Source organism: Streptomyces sp. NPDC048211, assembly GCF_043202315.1.
Taxonomy (GTDB): domain Bacteria; phylum Actinomycetota; class Actinomycetes; order Streptomycetales; family Streptomycetaceae; genus Streptomyces.
On record NZ_JBIDAD010000014.1, the window covers coordinates 83,680 to 99,780 of the forward strand.

The window sequence follows — 16,101 nt, forward strand, 5'->3', positions numbered from 1 at the left end:
GGTCGCGCCAGGAGCGGCACCACGGACGCGGCAGCCTGCTGTCGCCACTTCGGACGGCCCAGGTGCGGCCCCGGGGTGTTCTGGACGCGCCCATCGGCGTACGCTTGCTGGCGCCATGCCGTACGAACCACCCACGCACACCGTCGAGCGCTCACTGCGCGCCACCACCGGTGCCAAGACCGTCGCCGGTGTCGATGAGGTCGGACGCGGAGCGTGGGCCGGACCGGTCACCGTGTGTGCCGCAGTCACCGGCCTCCGCAAGCCTCCCGCCGGTCTCACCGACTCCAAGCTGATCAGCCCGAAGCGCCGCGCGGAGCTCGCGCCGCTGCTGGAGCGCTGGGTCACCGCTTACGCTCTCGGCGACGCCTCACCGCAGGAGATCGACGAGCTCGGTATGACCGCCGCGCTCCGGCTCGCCGCCGTGCGGGCCCTGGAGGCGCTGCCGGTGCGGCCCGACGCGGTGATCCTGGACGGCAAGCACGACTACCTCGGTCCGCCCTGGCAGGTGCGGACGGTCATCAAGGGTGATCAGTCCTGCATCGCGGTCGCCGCGGCGTCGGTGATCGCGAAGGTCCGCCGGGATGCCGTGATGGCCGAACTCGGCGCGGACCGCGGCGAATACGCGGACTTCGCCTTCGCTGCCAACGCCGGGTACCCGTCCCCTGTGCACAGGGCCGCGCTCGAGGAGCGGGGCCCCACGGCCCACCACCGCCTCTCGTGGTCCTATCTCGACGCGCTGCCGAGGTGGCAGCACCTCAAGAAGGTCCGCTTCTCCGCCGAGGCGGCCGCACTGGAAAACGGGGGCCAGCTCGGCTTCGACTTCTGATCGCGCACATGTGCCCACCCGCTGACGCCTCGCGCGTCGGCGTTTGATAGACAACCACCCATGCCTCTCATCCCCGAGGAGCCTCAGATTCACGAGAGCGCCCAGGGTCCCCGCGCCACGCCGGCCACCGGCCGCACCGCGTCGACCCCTCGTCCCGTACCCGGTCCGCGTTCCGCGGCCATGCCGCGCCCCGGTCGTCCGGGTCCCGGCCCCGCAAGGCCCGCGCCCCCGGCGCCGCGCCCGCACTCCAGCTCCGGCCAGCCCCAGGCGGCACGCCCGGAGAATCGTTCCGCACCCCAGCTCCAGGTGATTCCTGCCGCGGCCGACGGTGCGCTCGACGCCGCCGACGAGGCGGTCGACCTGCTGCTCGACTCCGGCCGGGCACCCGGCGACATCCTGGTGTTCACCACCGGTGAGCAGCACCCGTGGGCGACGCACGAGCTCTCCTTCGGCGAAGCCGCCTACTGGGCGCAGCACGAAGCGGGCGAAGACGTGTTCTTCGCCGGTGCCGCAGCGGTGGACCGTGTGGCGTCGCGACCGGTGGTGATCATCGCGGTCAACGGCGCCGTCGACGACGCCGCCGCGCGTGCGCTGTCCGCGGCGCGGAATCGCGCCGGTGCCCTGCTGATCGTCTGCGGAGACCCGCAGCGCATCAACGCCGTGCTCGGCGCGGGTGTCTGAGCCGGAACGGATGAGCCGAAGTGCGGTGTCCGGTGCGCTCGGCGCGGGTCTCCGGCCGTGGCGTATCGACGATGCGCCCGGCGTGGACCCCCGCGCCGCAGCGGCTGGATGAGGTGCTCCGCCAGGGCATGTGCGGCGCTCGGCCCGGACGTTCGAGGCGCGCGCCCCGGATACCGGGACGGAGCGCCGCCGGGCCCGTGGCGGTCCGGCTGCCCCTGAGGGCGGCCGGGCCCACGGCCCGGGTCAGCGAGCCGCGGTGCGGTGCAACGCCTGGACCGCACCGCCGCCCGTGCGCAGCGGGCCGGGGTCCTGTTCCCGTGCGGTGTCGGCGAGAGCGGACGGCTGCGACGTGGAGCTGGGGCGACGGCCACCGCGTCCTTCCCCGAGCACCTGCCAGCCGCCGCGGGTGAGCGTGATGTACGCCCCGCACCGCAGCCCGTGCAGGGTGCAGGCGTCGCGCAGTCCCCACATCCAGGCCCCGTCCTCCTCGGTCCAACGCTCGTCCCCCTCGCGGCAGTAGAGCAGTACAGCGGTACGGACGGGAGTACGGCGGCGGAGGTCGTGCGGGATGACCCGGCGCAGGTGCGACAGCAGGGCGTTACGGAATTCCCAGCCGTCCGCCGTCACCGAGCGACGGGCGAACGAGGCGCTGGCCGTCAGGCGTTCCTCGTGGTCGAGCACGGCGACGACCGCGGTCTGCGGGGTCGGCCGGTGCCTGGCGTGCAGACCGCTGACCACCTCACGCGGGCTGCGCAGCAGCGGTATGCCCGCCGCTGCCCACTCGGCCGGTTCGAGCATTCTGCCGAGGCGGTTGGCGGAGTCGGCGGCCGGCGACATGGAAGTGGCTGCGGACGGAGCGAATCCGAAGGTCACGGTCCTCCCTTCGCATACGCGCCCACGATGCGGGCAGGGTCGGGTGAGGGCGCGCCGCGGCACAGCCCTTCCGGGCCCGCGAATAGACCGTGCGGGGAGCGAGTCCAATTCTTCCTGGCGTATCGGCAGGCGGCAACGAGCAATTGGCACAGCTGACGGTAATCAGCCGGAATGACACGGATATCCCTGCCCAGTCCAGCACCGGATGACGCCACCTGTCACGCCTGAACGGCGAGGACCAGCGGAAACACGCCGTCCGCCCCGGCCCGCCGCAGAAGCCGGGCCGCCACCGCGAGGGTCCAGCCCGTGTCGGAGAGATCGTCCACGAGCAGGACGGGACCGTCCGCCGCGGCCAGGGCCTCGGCCAGCTCCGGTCCCACGACGAGCCGTTCGTGCAGTGCCCGGACCCGCTGGGCGCTGTTGGTCTGTGACATCCGGGCCCCTTCGGCTCCCGGCGCATGGCCCACGCTGCCCAGCAGGGGCATCCGCCCGACTTCGGCGATCCGGCTGCCGAGGGACTGGATGAGCCGGGGCCTGCTGTACGAGGCCACGGTGACGACGCCGACCGGCCGGGGGACGGCGTCCACCGCACCGGGAGCCCAGCCCCCCGGACCCCTGGCCCAGTCGGCCAGCACGGTCACCACGGCCTCGGCCACGTCGTCCGGCACCGGAGCGTCGGGCGCCTGGGCCGCGAGCATGGGGCGGAGCCTGTTGCCCCAGCCGATATCGGAGAGGCGTCCCAGTGCCCGGCCGGTCCCGGACAACTCACCTGCGGGGATCCGGCCCTTGAGGTCGACACCCACCGCGGCGAGGCCGGTCGGCCACATCTTGCGGGGTTCCACCTCTACGCCGGGGCGGCCGAGCTCACCCCGTGCGGTGTCCAGGGCGGCCGCGGAGACGGCCTCGTCGAAACGGGCTCCGGCACAGTTGTCGCAACGTCCGCAGGCGGTCGCTTCCTCGTCGTCCAACTGGCGGCGAAGGAACTCCATCCGGCAACCGTCCGTCGTCGCGTAGTCGCGCATCGCCTGCTGCTCGGCCGCCCGCTGGCGTGCCACCCAGGCATACCGCTCGGAGTCGTAGACCCAGGGCTCGCCCGTGGCCACCCAGCCGCCCTTCACCCGCCGGACGGCTCCGTCGACGTCGAGCACCTTGAGCATGGTCTCCAGGCGGGTGCGCCGAAGGTCGACCAGCGGCTCCAGAGCGGGCAGCGACAGCGGACGGCCCGCCTGGGCGAGCGCGTCGATCGTGCGCCGGACCTGCTCCTCGGGTGGGAAGGCCACCGACGCGAAGTACTGCCAGATCGCCTCGTCCTCCTTGCCCGGGAGCAACAGCACCTCGGCATGCTCGACGCCGCGCCCCGCACGGCCCACCTGCTGGTAATAGGCGATGGGCGACGAGGGGGAGCCCAGGTGGACGACGAAGCCCAGATCCGGCTTGTCGAAACCCATGCCCAGAGCGGAGGTCGCCACCAGGGCCTTGACGCGGTTGGCGAGCAGATCGTCCTCGGCCTGCTGCCGGTCGGCGTTCTCCGTACGGCCGGTGTACGAGGCGACCGTGTGCCCGCACTGGCGGAGATACGCGGTGATCTCCTCGGCTGCCGCGACCGTCAGGGTGTAGATGATCCCCGAACCGGGGAGCTCTTTGAGGTGGTCGCCGAGCCAGGCCAGCCGGTGCGCGGCATTGGGCAGTTGCAAGACGCCGAGGCTGAGGCTCTCCCGGTCCAGCGGCCCGCGCAGGACGAGCGCGTCCGTCCCCGCGCCGGTCCCCAGCTGCTCCGCCACGTCGGCTGTCACGCGGGCATTCGCGGTGGCGGTGGTCGCGAGCACGGGCACGCCTGCGGGCAGATCGGCGAGCATGGTCCGGAGCCGCCGGTAGTCGGGCCGGAAGTCGTGGCCCCAGTCGGAGATGCAGTGCGCCTCGTCGACGACGAGCAGTCCGGTGGCGGCGGCGAGCCGGGGCAGGACCTGGTCACGGAAATCCGGGTTGTTGAGCCGCTCGGGGCTGACCAGCAGGACATCCACTTCACCGGCGGCCACCTCGGCCTGCACGGTGTCCCACTCCTCGGTGTTGGACGAATTGATCGTCCGCGCGCTGATGCCGGCCCTGGCAGCGGCCGCGACCTGGTTGCGCATCAGCGCCAGCAGGGGCGAGACGATCACGGTGGGCCCGCTGCCCTGCGCGCGCAGCAGCGAGGTGGCGACGAAGTACACAGCGGACTTTCCCCAACCGGTCCGCTGCACGACCAGCGCTCTGCGCTTGTCGGCGACGAGAGCCTCGATGGCCCGCCACTGGTCCTCGCGCAGCCGGGCAGTGCCGGAGGCGTCCCCGACGAGTCGTGCCAGTACGGAATCGGCCGAAGCCCTGAGCTCTGCACGGTCTGCGTTGGTCATACCCCCATGCAACCCGATGGGTACGACAAACCGCGAACGACCGCGCGGACCCTGTGGATAAGTTATCCACAGGGGGTCGCGGAATCCGTCCCGGCGGGGGACGGTCATCCCATGAACAAGCACCACGAATCCACCGGCCCGTCCGACGAGCAGCAGATCACCTTGCGTGGGCCCGCGGAGCTGGCCGACGCCCTCCCGTATCTCATGGGGTTCCATCCGAACGACAGCGTGGTCATGGTCGCCCTGCACGGCGGCCGGGGCCGCTTCGGCGGGCGCCTGAGGCTGGGTATCCCGCAGTCCGCGCAGGAGTGGCCGTCCGTCGCCGAGCAGCTCGCCGAGTGCCTGATCAAGGGGAGCGAGCGGCGCGGCGGACGGCCCGACGCGATCGTCGTCTTTCTCTGCCAGGACCCTGCCGAAGGGGAATCGGGCAACCAGACCATGGAGCGGCTGCGCCCCTTCGCCCAGGGACTGCGGATCGCGTGCGGAGCGCTGGACGTGCCCGTGCTGGAGGCTCTCTGCATCTCCGGCGACAGGTTCTGGTCCTATGTCTGCCCCGATGCCCGTTGCTGCCCGGCCGAGGGGAATCCGTTGGCGATGCCGGGCACCTCCGTGATGGCGGCGGCCGCGACGTACGCCGGTGTCCAGGTGCGGGGGTCGCTGCGCGAGATGGAAGCGAGGCTGATGCCCCCGACGCCCCCGACGAGTGTCGCGGGCAGGGAGCAGCAGCTGGCCCTCGACGCGGCCGGATCCGCACTGGTACCGAAGCTCCTCGACGAGGAGAGCCGCAGGGAGGTCAGCGACACCACCCTGAAGCTGGCCCGACAGCTCGTGAGGCGCCTGGGCCGGGCTCCGGCGGCGACGCCTTCGCTGTCCGACCTCAACGACGACCGGCTGATCAGCCACGAGGAGGCGGCCGGGGTGATTCTGGGTCTCCAGGACCGGGAGACCCGGGACAGGGCCGCGGAGTGGATGGAAGGGCCCGAGGCGGAGTCCGCGCTGAGACTGTGGCGGGCGCTTGCGCGCCGTTGTGTCGCGCCGTACGAGGAGCATGCGGCGGCGCCGCTCACCCTGGCGGGCTGGGTCTCGTGGTCGATCGGTGACGAGCCGGCGGCGAGGGTGGCACTGGGCCTGGCCCTGCGGCTGGACCCCGGGTACACCTTTGCCCAGTTGCTGCACGAGGCCTGCAACCAGGGCCTCGATCCGGAGACACTGCGGCGCTGCCTGCGCAGCGAGCGCGGCACTCGGCCGGTGCGGCGCGGCCACGGCACGGGACGGGTCGCGGGGGCCCGTTCGGTGCGGGCACGGACGGCCGGACAGCGCCGTGCGAGGACCGGTTCCGCCCTGCCCGGTACGACGCCCGGCCGGCGCCGGGCCGGACAGCCGCGCGCCCAGGGCCGTCGCGGAACCAGGACCGGGCGATGAGCGCGGTGCGGTGCCGGATCCGGCACCGCACCGCGGGTCCGGCCGGGCGCGGTGACCGATGAAGAGCACACGAAGGGAGTGTTTATCGTCAGGCAGACGACTATGATCACGACATGCCGCCCTACGACCCGTCGACCTTCCCGCCCTTCGCTGTCACCGTCGACCTGGTCGTGCTCACGGTGCGCCGTCACGCACTCTGCGCCCTGGTGGTACGCCGAGGTGAGACGCCGTTCCAGGGCAGATGGGCGTTGCCCGGCGGTTTCGTCAGGGCCGATGAGGACCTCGGCGCCGCGGCGGCGCGCGAACTCGTCGAGGAGACCGGGCTGTGTGCACACGACCCGGCTGCCCCTGCCGTCGGCAACGGAGCTCATCTCGAACAGCTCGCCACTTACGGGGACCCCGCGCGCGATCCTCGGATGAGGGTCGTCAGCGTCGCCCATCTCGCGCTGGCCCCTGATCTGCCCGCTCCGCGGGCGGGCGGTGATGCGAACAGTGCGCGCTGGGCGCCCGTCGAGGACCTCCTCGGGCCGGAGGGGGGTTACGGGCGGGACGGCGAGCACCAGGCGCCTCTGGCTTTCGACCACGCCCGGATCCTCGCCGACGGCGTGGAGCGGGCCCGTTCCAAGATCGAGTACTCCTCCCTGGCCACCGCGTTCTGCCCGCCCGCGTTCACCGTCGGCGAGCTGCGCCGGGTGTACGAGGCGGTGTGGGGTGTGGTGCTCGATCCGAGGAACTTCCATCGCAAGGTGACGGGTACGCCCGGCTTCCTGGTGCCCGCCGGCGGGACGACCACCAGGCAGGGGGGCCGCCCCGCCCAGCTGTTCCGGTCGGGTTCGGCCACCGTGCTGAATCCGCCGATGCTGCGGCCTGAGGTCTGAGCCCTGAGGGCTGATGCCCGAGGTATGAGTTGGGGGTGGCTCCCTCAAGGCACGGCCACCTCCGGCTGAGTGGCCCTGGAGGCGGGCAGCCTCCGGGCTGACGGGGCTCATGGGTGAGGGGCCGAGGGCTGAGTGACCCGAGGGATCGAGCGGTTTCACTCCGGCCCTGAGGTTCGCTCCGGCCCCGAGGTTTCACCCGGGCCGTGAGGGTTCACTCGGGCCCCGAGGGTTCGCCGGAGCGCCGGGGACTCGACGTTCCGCAAAAAGTCCAATATGTCGGGTTATCGTGCTGCGGTACCTCCTGCCGTCGAGCGGCCTCACCTCCTGCGAGAGAAGCGATGCTCCAGGCCATCGGACTCACCAGCGCCCGCCACCGCGGAGTTCCGCCCGCCGTGGACGACCTCACGTTCGAAGCGGGATCCGGCCGTGTCACCGCACTGCTGGGCCCGCCCGGCTCCGGCAAGACCTCGGCCCTGCGGCTGATGCTCGAACTCGAGCCGGGACGCGGCATCACCTACTTCCGGGGCAGACCACTGCATCGTGTGGCGCACCCGGCGAGGGAAGTGGGAGTCCTGCTCGGCGACGTGCCGGGGCACCCCGCCCGCACGGCCCGCGGACAGCTCCGCATGCTCTGTGCCGCTGCCGGAGTGCCCGCGTCCCGGGCCGATGCCCTGCTCGACGCCGTCGGCCTCACCGGACTGGGGGACCAGCGCATCGGCACGCTCTCCCTGGGCATGGACCGCAGACTGGCACTCGCCTCCGCACTGCTCGGCGACCCGCACACGCTGATCCTCGACGAACCGGCGGAAGGGCTCAGCGCGCGGGAAGCCGACTGGCTGCACGGGATGCTCAGGTCCCACGCCGATCAGGGCGGCACGGTTCTGTACACCACGCAGGATCCCAAGGAGGCCGCTCGGGCGGCCGGTCATGTGGTGACGATCGACGCCGGACGCCTCGTCGCCGATCAGGACGCCGCGGACTTCTCCCGCACCCGTCTGCGGCCTCGCGTCGCGGTCCGTTCCCCGCACGCCGCCCGCCTCGCCGTGATCGTCAGCCGCGAGGCGCGCGCCGCCCGGCGCTCCGTCGAAGTCGTCACGGAAGGAAGCAGCAGCCGCCTCTCCGTCTACGGCAGCAGCTGCGCGGAGATCGGCGACGCGGCTTTCCGCCACGGCCTTCCCGTTCATCAGCTCGCGGACGAGGTGGGCGACACCGGTCCCGGCGGCGGCTCCGGCACCGTTCCCTCCGTCTCCACACCCCGGTCTCTCGGCGACGGTCCCGGCTCCACGGCGGAAGCCGGTGCCGCCCCCACCGCCTCTGCCGGTGCTCCCGGGCCCGCCGCGCGCCCGGTCGCGAACTCCGGCGCGGCGCAGCTGCCGCCGCCGATCAGGCGGCGGCCGGCCCGTGGCCCGCTCCGCCCGGTGCGATACGAACTGCGCCGCCTCTTCGGTGTCAGGACCACGCCCCTGATCGTCGTCGTGGCCCTCGCCGCCTCGGCCGCGCTGTCCGTCCTGCTCGCCCGTAACGGTCGTACCCCACTGCCGAACGTACTGGCCGCCTGGCCTTCGCTGTTGCCGCTGCCCCCTGCCGCGCTCGGTGCCGGGCTGCTCGGCGCCCTCTCCTTCGGCGAGGAGTTCCGCTATCCCGCACTTGCTGCCGGCCGCGGCACCGTCCCCCGCCGGCTCGGGCTGCTCCTCGCCAAAATGGCCGTGTCGGCCGGCGTCGCGCTGTTGCTGGCCCTGTTCGTCCTGCTGGCCTCGGCCGAGTCTCTTCGCCTGGTGTACGGCGGGGACTTGGTCAAGGTCCCCTCGAATGCGATGTCACTGGCCGTGAGTTGGTCGGGCCTGACGGTCGGCTGCGCCTGGGCCGGATTGCTGGCTGCAGGGATCTTCCGTGTGACGGCGGCCGGCGTCGCCGCCGTACTCGCCGTTCCCGTGCTGATGGTTCCGCTCATCCAGGCGATGCCGAAGGTGCCCACCGCGCGTTCGATGAGCGGACTTCCGGGCCGGCTCGGAGAACTGGCCTGGCTCCAGTGGCCGCATGAGGCGGACCGGTGGGCACTGGCCGTGGTGAGGGTCGTGGCGCACCCCGTGGGAACGGCACTGACTCTGTCGTTGTCGGTCCTTGTCTGCGCGTATCTGTTCACGAGCCTCCGCGGCAGAGTGCGTTGGTGATCACCGAACGGCTGATGGATGCGGGGTGAACCATAACTTCATTGAAAATGCCCGTTTTATACCATTAAAGCGTCAATTGCGGGGCCAGTGACGATCACCCTTTCGTGTGCTTTTCACCAAAGACCTCAAGGGGTGGCTGAGCCGCGCCGACAAATGATGCGTGAGTACCCTTGCGCACACCATGATGACCGCCGCCCGCGCCGCCGAGACCGGCATCGCCGCCCCGGGCGAACTCGACCGTTACACCTATGCGGAGGCACCGACCGGCGAACGTGCCGCCGTGCGGCCCTGGGACGGCCCGGATACCGAGCTCGGCCGCGTGAGCCGACGGGGATCGGCCAGCAGGGGCCGTGGACTACACGGCCAACTTGTCCAGCAGCTGGGTCAGATGATCGTTTCCGGTGACCTCGGTGCCGACCGGCCCCTGGTTCCGGAGGAGATCGGTCAGCGATTCGAGGTCTCCCGCACCGTCGTCCGGGAGTCGCTGCGCGTGCTGGAGGCCAAGGGCCTGGTCAGCGCCCGGCCCAATGTGGGCACTCGGGTCAGGCCGGTCAGTGATTGGAACCTGCTCGACCCCGACATCATCGAATGGCGTGCGTTCGGCCCGCAGCGCGACGATCAGCGTCGTGAGCTGGGCGAGCTCCGGTGGACGATCGAACCGTTGGCCGCCCGACTGGCCGCCGGTCACGGGCGCGAGGACCTTCAGCAGCGGCTTGGGGACATGGTCGAGATCATGGGTCACGCCCTCGGGCAGGGTGATGCGATCACCTGCGCGCGCGCCGACGCGGAATTCCACTCCCTGCTCATCCAGGCCGCGGGCAACCGCATGCTGGAGCACCTCTCCGGCATCGTTTCCGCCGCGCTTCAGGTCTCCGGTGGCCCGGTCACGGGCTGTGACCGGCCGAACGAGGCCTCTCTCGGGCATCACGCGAGCATCGTCGACGCCCTGGCGGCCGGCGACCCGGCGGGCGCCGAGGCGGCCATGCGCCAGTTGCTCGTCGTCCACCCGGAGGTGGAAGGAGTGGTGCCGGGGCCGCGCGAGCAGCACTGACCGCAGCGCGCTCAGGGTGTACGAGCCATGTGTCGCCGGGCTCCCGCAGTCCGGCGGCACAATTGTGCGGGGATGTCACCCCTGAGCGGGTTCGTCGCAAATGAGGTGTGACTCGGGCCACGCGGATTGGGCGTAACACTCCTCGAAACAGCGCGATGACTTAAGAGGTGACCGCCGCGGAAGGAATACAGCAGCCATTGAGCGCGCTGTGCAGTTCTGAGGCCTAGCCCGCGCCGTCGGTACATACCCAGCCCGACGGTCGTCGGTTCCAGCCCTCTCAGGGCCGGGCCGGAAGCCGTTTCCATCGTTCCGAGAGGTTGTTCGTGTCGGCCAGCACATCCCGTACGCTCCCGCCGGAGATCGCCGAGTCCGAATCTGTCATGGCGCTCATCGAGCGGGGAAAGGCTGATGGGCAGATCGCCGGCGACGACGTGCGTCGGGCCTTCGAGGCTGACCAGATTCCGCCAACCCAGTGGAAGAACGTTCTGCGCAGCCTCAACCAGATCCTCGAGGAAGAGGGTGTGACGCTGATGGTCAGTGCCGCGGAGCCGTCGAAGCGCGCCCGCAAGAGCGTCGCAGCGAAGAGCCCGGTCAAGCGCACCGCCACCAAGACCGTCGCGGCCAAGACGACCGTGACACGGACCGTCGCGGCCACTGCCGCCCCGTCGGCCGAGACCGTGGACGCGGTGGCGGACGACGCCGCCTCGGCCGCGCCTGCGAAGAAGGCGGCAGCCAAGAAGACCGCCGCCAAGAAGACCGCCGTGAAGAAGACGGCGGCGAAGAAGACCGCGTCGAAGAAGGCCGGCAAGCAGGACGACGAGATCCTCGACGGCGACGACGCTGCCGAGGAAGTCAAGGCCGGCAAGGGTGAGGAAGAGGAGGGCGAGGGCGAGAACAAGGGCTTCGTCCTCTCCGACGACGACGAGGACGACGCACCTGCGCAGCAGGTCGCCGTCGCCGGCGCCACGGCCGACCCGGTCAAGGACTACCTGAAGCAGATCGGCAAGGTCCCGCTCCTCAACGCCGAGCAGGAGGTCGAGCTCGCCAAGCGCATCGAGGCGGGTCTGTTCGCCGAGGACAAGCTGGCGAACTCGGACAAGCTCGCTCCCAAGCTCAAGCGCGAGCTGGAGATCATCGCGGAGGACGGCCGCCGCGCCAAGAACCACCTGCTGGAGGCCAACCTCCGTCTCGTGGTCTCGCTGGCCAAGCGTTACACCGGCCGCGGCATGCTCTTCCTGGACCTGATCCAGGAGGGCAACCTCGGTCTGATCCGTGCCGTCGAGAAGTTCGACTACACCAAGGGCTACAAGTTCTCCACGTACGCCACCTGGTGGATCCGTCAGGCGATCACCCGCGCCATGGCCGACCAGGCCCGCACCATCCGTATCCCGGTGCACATGGTCGAGGTCATCAACAAGCTCGCGCGTGTGCAGCGTCAGATGCTCCAGGACCTGGGCCGTGAGCCCACCCCGGAGGAGCTGGCCAAGGAACTCGACATGACCCCCGAGAAGGTCATCGAGGTCCAGAAGTACGGCCGTGAGCCGATCTCCCTCCACACCCCGCTGGGTGAGGACGGGGACAGCGAGTTCGGTGACCTGATCGAGGACTCCGAGGCGGTCGTCCCGGCCGACGCGGTCAGCTTCACGCTCCTCCAGGAGCAGCTGCACTCGGTGCTCGACACCCTGTCCGAGCGTGAGGCGGGCGTGGTCTCCATGCGCTTCGGTCTCACCGACGGACAGCCGAAGACGCTGGACGAGATCGGCAAGGTCTACGGCGTGACGCGTGAGCGCATCCGTCAGATCGAGTCCAAGACGATGTCCAAGCTGCGCCACCCGTCGCGCTCGCAGGTCCTGCGCGACTATCTCGACTAGGTCGTCCCGTACGTAGGCCGAGGGCCCGGATCCCGTGAGGATCCGGGCCCTCGGCCGTGTGCGGGTGCGGGTGCGGATCGAGACCGGCGGAATGACTCTGGGTAGGCATGGTCCATCACAGAGTCAGGAGTACGTATGTCCCGTACCGTCGTCCGCACCATGACCGGGGCGCTCGCCCTCACTGCCGCAACGGCAGTGATACCGCTCGCTTCCCCCGCCTCGGCAGTAGCGGACAGCATCGTCATCGGGGGCCAGCCCGCCCACGTCAAGGACAGTCCGTGGGTGGTGGCGCTCTCCAGCCGTGACCGGTTCGGAGGTACCCGGGCCGGCCAGTTCTGCGGCGCCGTCGTGGTCGGGCCGAAAAAGGTGCTGACGGCCGCGCACTGCCTGACCCGGGAGGCGCTGGGTGTCGATGTCTCCCAGGTGCGGGATCTGCGGATCATCTCGGGCCGTGACGAGTTGAACGGCACGGGCGGCAAGGAGATCGCGGTGAGCGGGACGTGGGTCAATCCCGGTTTCGACGCCTCCACCAACAGTGGGGACGTCGCCGTGCTCACGCTCGCCGAGGCGCTGCCCGAACAGAGTGTGATCTCCATGGCCGAGGCCGGTGACTCCGCGTACACCTCGGGAACGCCCGCGGCCGTCTACGGATGGGGAGACACGACCGGCAACGGTGACTACGCGACGTCGCTCCGCTCCGCGAAGGTGACCGTGCTGCCGGACAGCTCGTGCGAGCAGGCCTACCCGGGGGGCGGCAGCGGCGCGTACGACGCCTCCGCGATGCTCTGCGCGGGTGAACCCCAGGGCGGCTACGACGCCTGCCAGGGGGACAGTGGAGGGCCTCTGGTGGCCCAGGGAAGGCTTGTCGGCCTCGTCTCCTGGGGGAACGGGTGCGGCCTCCCGGGCAGCCCGGGCGTCTACACGCGGATCTCCGCCGCCATCGAGTGGATGGACGGAGCCGCCTGAGAGCGTCGGTCAGCGGGTACGAGAACGGGCGGCTCCCCACAGGTGGGGAGCCGCCCGTCGGCCGGTGCGGGACCGGGCCCTGGCTCGTCGTGGATGCGAGGTGTCAGTGTTGTTCCTCTTCGGCGGCTTGGGCCTGCACGGCCGTCAGTCGGTCCGTCTCATCCTGTATTTCCGCGGCGATCTTCTTGAGTTCCGGCTCGAACTTGCGACCATGGTGGGCGCAGAAGAGCAGTTCACCGCCGCTGATCAGGACGACGCGCAGGTATGCCTGGGCGCCGCAACGGTCACAGCGGTCTGCTGCGGTCAGCGGGCTCGCGGGGGTCAGAACAGTAGTCACGTCGCCTCTTCTCTAGCTCGACGAGCTGTCGTACCAGGGTCAACATCCAACCAGGCCGAAAACGTTCCCGCTCGTGGCATTTCTTCGAAACTTCTTCTCAGGATGGCTGTCTGTTGCCGGTTCGCGGCGAATGTGCCGTATTGCGTGGCGCTACGGTTTTCGCGTTGCTTGTGTCGGTCGGTCCCGCCGGCTGGCTTGCCGGTTGTTCATGAGGACGTGCCCGGAGCCTAAATGGTTCATGCCTGGAAGGGAACGTGATGTGCACGTCACTCGAAGGAGGGATCGAACGTGTATGCGAGGCTGGACTAGTGTGAGCGTTCTCCGAGGGTGGCGTTACACCCGCTCTACCAGGCCTCGGTACCCTCTCAGCGGCGACCGAAGCCGAGCCCGTTACCCACTGGGCCCCAAATGAAATTCAGCGAGGAGCGAACCGCGTGACCGCCGATACGTCCGTGCCGTCCACTGCGCTGCTGACCGGAGCAGACCAAGACGGTTCCAACTACACCGCGCGGCATCTGCTCGTACTCGAGGGGCTCGAAGCGGTTCGCAAGCGCCCTGGCATGTACATCGGGTCCACCGACAGCCGCGGCCTCATGCACTGCCTCTGGGAGATCATCGACAACTCCGTCGACGAGGCCCTCGGCGGCTACTGCGACCACATCGAGGTCATCCTCCACGACGACACCTCCGTGGAGGTCCGTGACAACGGCCGCGGCATCCCCGTCGACGTGGAGCCCAAGACCGGACTGTCCGGCGTCGAGGTCGTGATGACCAAGCTGCACGCCGGGGGCAAGTTCGGCGGCGGCTCCTACGCCGCCTCCGGCGGTCTGCACGGCGTCGGCGCCTCCGTCGTCAACGCCCTCTCCGCCCGCCTCGACGTCGAGGTCGACCGCAACAGCGCGACCCACTCGATCAGCTTCCGGCGCGGGGTTCCCGGCATGTTCACCGAGCAGGGGCCGGACAGCCCCTTCGACCCGGCCAACGGGCTGCTCAAGGGCAAGCGGGTCCCGAAGGCGCGCACCGGCACCAGGGTGCGCTACTGGGCCGACCGGCAGATCTTCCTCAAGGACGCCAAGCTCAACCTGGAGACCCTCTACCAGCGGGCACGCCAGACGGCCTTCCTCGTCCCCGGTCTCACCATCGTCGTGCGCGACGAGCGGGGCCTGGACGGAGAGGGCAAGACGGAGGAGACCTTCCGCTATGACGGGGGGATCAGTGAGTTCTGCGAGTACCTCGCCCAGGACAAGGCCGTCTGCGACGTCCTGCGCCTGACCGGGCAGGGCACGTTCAAGGAGACCGTGCCCGTACTCGACGAGGTCGGCCACATGACGGCGACCGAGGTCACCCGGGAGCTGGTCGTCGACATCGCCATGCGCTGGGGCACCGGGTACGACACCAACCTGAAGTCCTTCGTCAACATCATCGCCACCCCCAAGGGCGGCACCCACGTGTCCGGTTTCGAGCGCTCTGTGACCAAGACGGTCAACGAGGCCCTCCGCTCCGCGAAGATGCTGCGCGTCGCCGAGGACGACATCGTCAAGGACGACGCGCTGGAGGGCCTCACCGCGGTCGTGACCGTTCGGCTGGCGGAGCCGCAGTTCGAGGGGCAGACCAAGGAGGTGCTGGGCACCTCGGCGGCCAACCGGATCGTCTCCAATGTCGTGGCCAAGGAGCTCAAGGCGTTCCTGACCTCCACCAAGCGGGACGCGAAGGCCCAGGCCAGGGCGGTCCTGGAGAAGGCGGTGGCAGCGGCCAGGACCCGGATCGCCGCCCGTCAGCACAAGGACGCGCAGCGCCGCAAGACGGCTCTGGAGTCCTCCTCCCTGCCGGCGAAGCTCGCCGACTGCCGCAGCGACGACGTGGAGCGCAGCGAGCTGTTCATCGTGGAGGGCGACTCCGCGCTCGGGACCGCCAAGCTGGCACGGAACAGCGAGTTCCAGGCGCTGCTCCCGATCCGCGGCAAGATCCTCAACGTTCAGAAGGCATCCGTCTCCGACATGCTGAAGAACGCCGAGTGCGGAGCGATCATCCAGGTCATAGGAGCCGGGTCCGGCCGGACGTTCGACATCGACGCCGCCCGTTACGGCAAGATCGTGCTGCTGGTCGACGCCGATGTGGACGGTGCCCACATCCGCATCCTGCTGCTGACGCTCTTCCAGCGGTACATGCGGCCGATGGTCGAGGCCGGGCGGGTCTTCGCCGCCGTGCCCCCGCTGCACCGGATCGAGCTGGTCCAGCCGAAGAAGGGGCAGGACAAGTACATCTACACCTACTCCGACAACGAGCTGCGCCAGCGCCTGCTGGAGCTCCAGCGGAAGAACGTCCGCTACAAGGACTCCATCCAGCGCTACAAGGGTCTGGGCGAGATGGACGCCGACCAGCTGGCGGAGACGACGATGGATCCGCGCCACCGCACGCTGCGTCGGATCAACATCGGCGATCTGGAATCGTCCGAGAAGGTCTTCGATCTGCTGATGGGCAACGAGGTGGCGCCCCGCAAGGAGTTCATCACCAGCTCGGCCGCGACGCTGGACCGCTCGCGTATCGACGTCTGAGCCCGCGTCCTGCCGCCCGGGACTTCACCGCACCGGGCCGTCGCACCGAGCCGTTGTCTCCACCCACGGGTGGAGACAAC

The 16,101-nt window shown here is 70.2% G+C and carries 12 protein-coding genes; 9 read left to right on the forward strand and 3 right to left on the reverse strand.

Features of this window, described 5'->3' with window-relative positions; translation table 11 throughout:
• The first annotated feature begins 115 nt into the window (after positions 1–115).
• Positions 116–826: a ribonuclease HII gene (locus tag ACGFZA_RS36280; protein WP_393684818.1), complete on the forward strand. Its 711-nt coding sequence runs from the start codon at positions 116–118 to the stop codon at positions 824–826.
• A 60-nt stretch (positions 827–886) separates the two neighbouring features.
• Entirely contained in the window at positions 887–1,507 is a 621-nt protein-coding gene (locus ACGFZA_RS36285; protein ID WP_393684820.1) for a hypothetical protein, read from the forward strand.
• Between the two features lie 243 nt (positions 1,508–1,750).
• On the opposite strand, the gene ACGFZA_RS36290 is transcribed toward ACGFZA_RS36285, so the two are convergent.
• On the reverse strand, positions 1,751–2,380 hold the full coding sequence (locus tag ACGFZA_RS36290) for a hypothetical protein (protein ID WP_385279854.1): 630 nt from the start codon (positions 2,378–2,380) through the stop codon (positions 1,751–1,753).
• Between the two features lie 218 nt (positions 2,381–2,598).
• Positions 2,599–4,770, reverse strand: a complete 2,172-nt coding sequence (locus tag ACGFZA_RS36295; protein WP_393684822.1) for a RecQ family ATP-dependent DNA helicase — start codon at positions 4,768–4,770, stop codon at positions 2,599–2,601.
• 111 nt (positions 4,771–4,881) lie between these two features.
• Between ACGFZA_RS36295 and ACGFZA_RS36300 the strand changes: the two genes are divergently transcribed.
• The 6 genes from ACGFZA_RS36300 to ACGFZA_RS36325 all read left to right on the forward strand — a co-directional run bounded on the left by ACGFZA_RS36300 (position 4,882) and on the right by ACGFZA_RS36325 (position 13,129).
• Positions 4,882–6,192: a DUF4192 domain-containing protein gene (locus ACGFZA_RS36300; RefSeq protein WP_393684824.1), complete on the forward strand. Its 1,311-nt coding sequence runs from the start codon at positions 4,882–4,884 to the stop codon at positions 6,190–6,192.
• A 113-nt stretch (positions 6,193–6,305) separates the two neighbouring features.
• Positions 6,306–7,070: an NUDIX domain-containing protein gene (locus ACGFZA_RS36305; protein WP_385279862.1), complete on the forward strand. Its 765-nt coding sequence runs from the start codon at positions 6,306–6,308 to the stop codon at positions 7,068–7,070.
• 338 nt (positions 7,071–7,408) lie between these two features.
• Complete coding sequence (locus tag ACGFZA_RS36310; protein WP_393684826.1) at positions 7,409–9,241, forward strand: ATP-binding cassette domain-containing protein; 1,833 nt, start codon at positions 7,409–7,411, stop codon at positions 9,239–9,241.
• 181 nt (positions 9,242–9,422) lie between these two features.
• The gene (locus ACGFZA_RS36315) at positions 9,423–10,292 is read left to right on the forward strand and encodes a FadR/GntR family transcriptional regulator (RefSeq protein WP_393684889.1); all 870 of its coding nucleotides are present in this window, start codon (positions 9,423–9,425) and stop codon (positions 10,290–10,292) included.
• 323 nt (positions 10,293–10,615) lie between these two features.
• Positions 10,616–12,163 (forward strand): RNA polymerase sigma factor, encoded by a 1,548-nt coding sequence (locus ACGFZA_RS36320; RefSeq protein WP_385279867.1) that lies wholly within the window; start codon positions 10,616–10,618, stop codon positions 12,161–12,163.
• A gap of 135 nt (positions 12,164–12,298) precedes the next feature.
• A complete protein-coding gene (locus ACGFZA_RS36325) occupies positions 12,299–13,129 on the forward strand; it encodes a S1 family peptidase (RefSeq protein WP_385279870.1) in 831 nt (276 codons plus the stop codon).
• Positions 13,130–13,232: 103 nt separating this feature from the next.
• Here the strand turns inward: ACGFZA_RS36325 and ACGFZA_RS36330 are convergent, their stop codons facing one another.
• Entirely contained in the window at positions 13,233–13,466 is a 234-nt protein-coding gene (locus tag ACGFZA_RS36330) for a hypothetical protein (protein WP_024489001.1), read from the reverse strand.
• 434 nt (positions 13,467–13,900) lie between these two features.
• Here ACGFZA_RS36330 and ACGFZA_RS36335 point away from each other — a divergent pair, with 434 nt between their 5' ends.
• Complete coding sequence (locus ACGFZA_RS36335; protein WP_385279873.1) at positions 13,901–16,021, forward strand: type IIA DNA topoisomerase subunit B; 2,121 nt, start codon at positions 13,901–13,903, stop codon at positions 16,019–16,021.
• The last annotated feature ends 80 nt before the right edge of the window (positions 16,022–16,101 follow it).

Coding starts and splice junctions, on each gene's coding strand:
- ACGFZA_RS36280 (WP_393684818.1), top strand. CDS start 116: ATGCCGTACGAACCACCCACGCACACCGTCGAGCGCTCACTGCGCGCC.
- ACGFZA_RS36285 (WP_393684820.1), top strand. CDS start 887: ATGCCTCTCATCCCCGAGGAGCCTCAGATTCACGAGAGCGCCCAGGGT.
- ACGFZA_RS36295 (WP_393684822.1), bottom strand. CDS start 4,770: ATGACCAACGCAGACCGTGCAGAGCTCAGGGCTTCGGCCGATTCCGTA.
- ACGFZA_RS36300 (WP_393684824.1), top strand. CDS start 4,882: ATGAACAAGCACCACGAATCCACCGGCCCGTCCGACGAGCAGCAGATC.
- ACGFZA_RS36305 (WP_385279862.1), top strand. CDS start 6,306: ATGCCGCCCTACGACCCGTCGACCTTCCCGCCCTTCGCTGTCACCGTC.
- ACGFZA_RS36310 (WP_393684826.1), top strand. CDS start 7,409: ATGCTCCAGGCCATCGGACTCACCAGCGCCCGCCACCGCGGAGTTCCG.
- ACGFZA_RS36315 (WP_393684889.1), top strand. CDS start 9,423: ATGATGACCGCCGCCCGCGCCGCCGAGACCGGCATCGCCGCCCCGGGC.
- ACGFZA_RS36325 (WP_385279870.1), top strand. CDS start 12,299: ATGTCCCGTACCGTCGTCCGCACCATGACCGGGGCGCTCGCCCTCACT.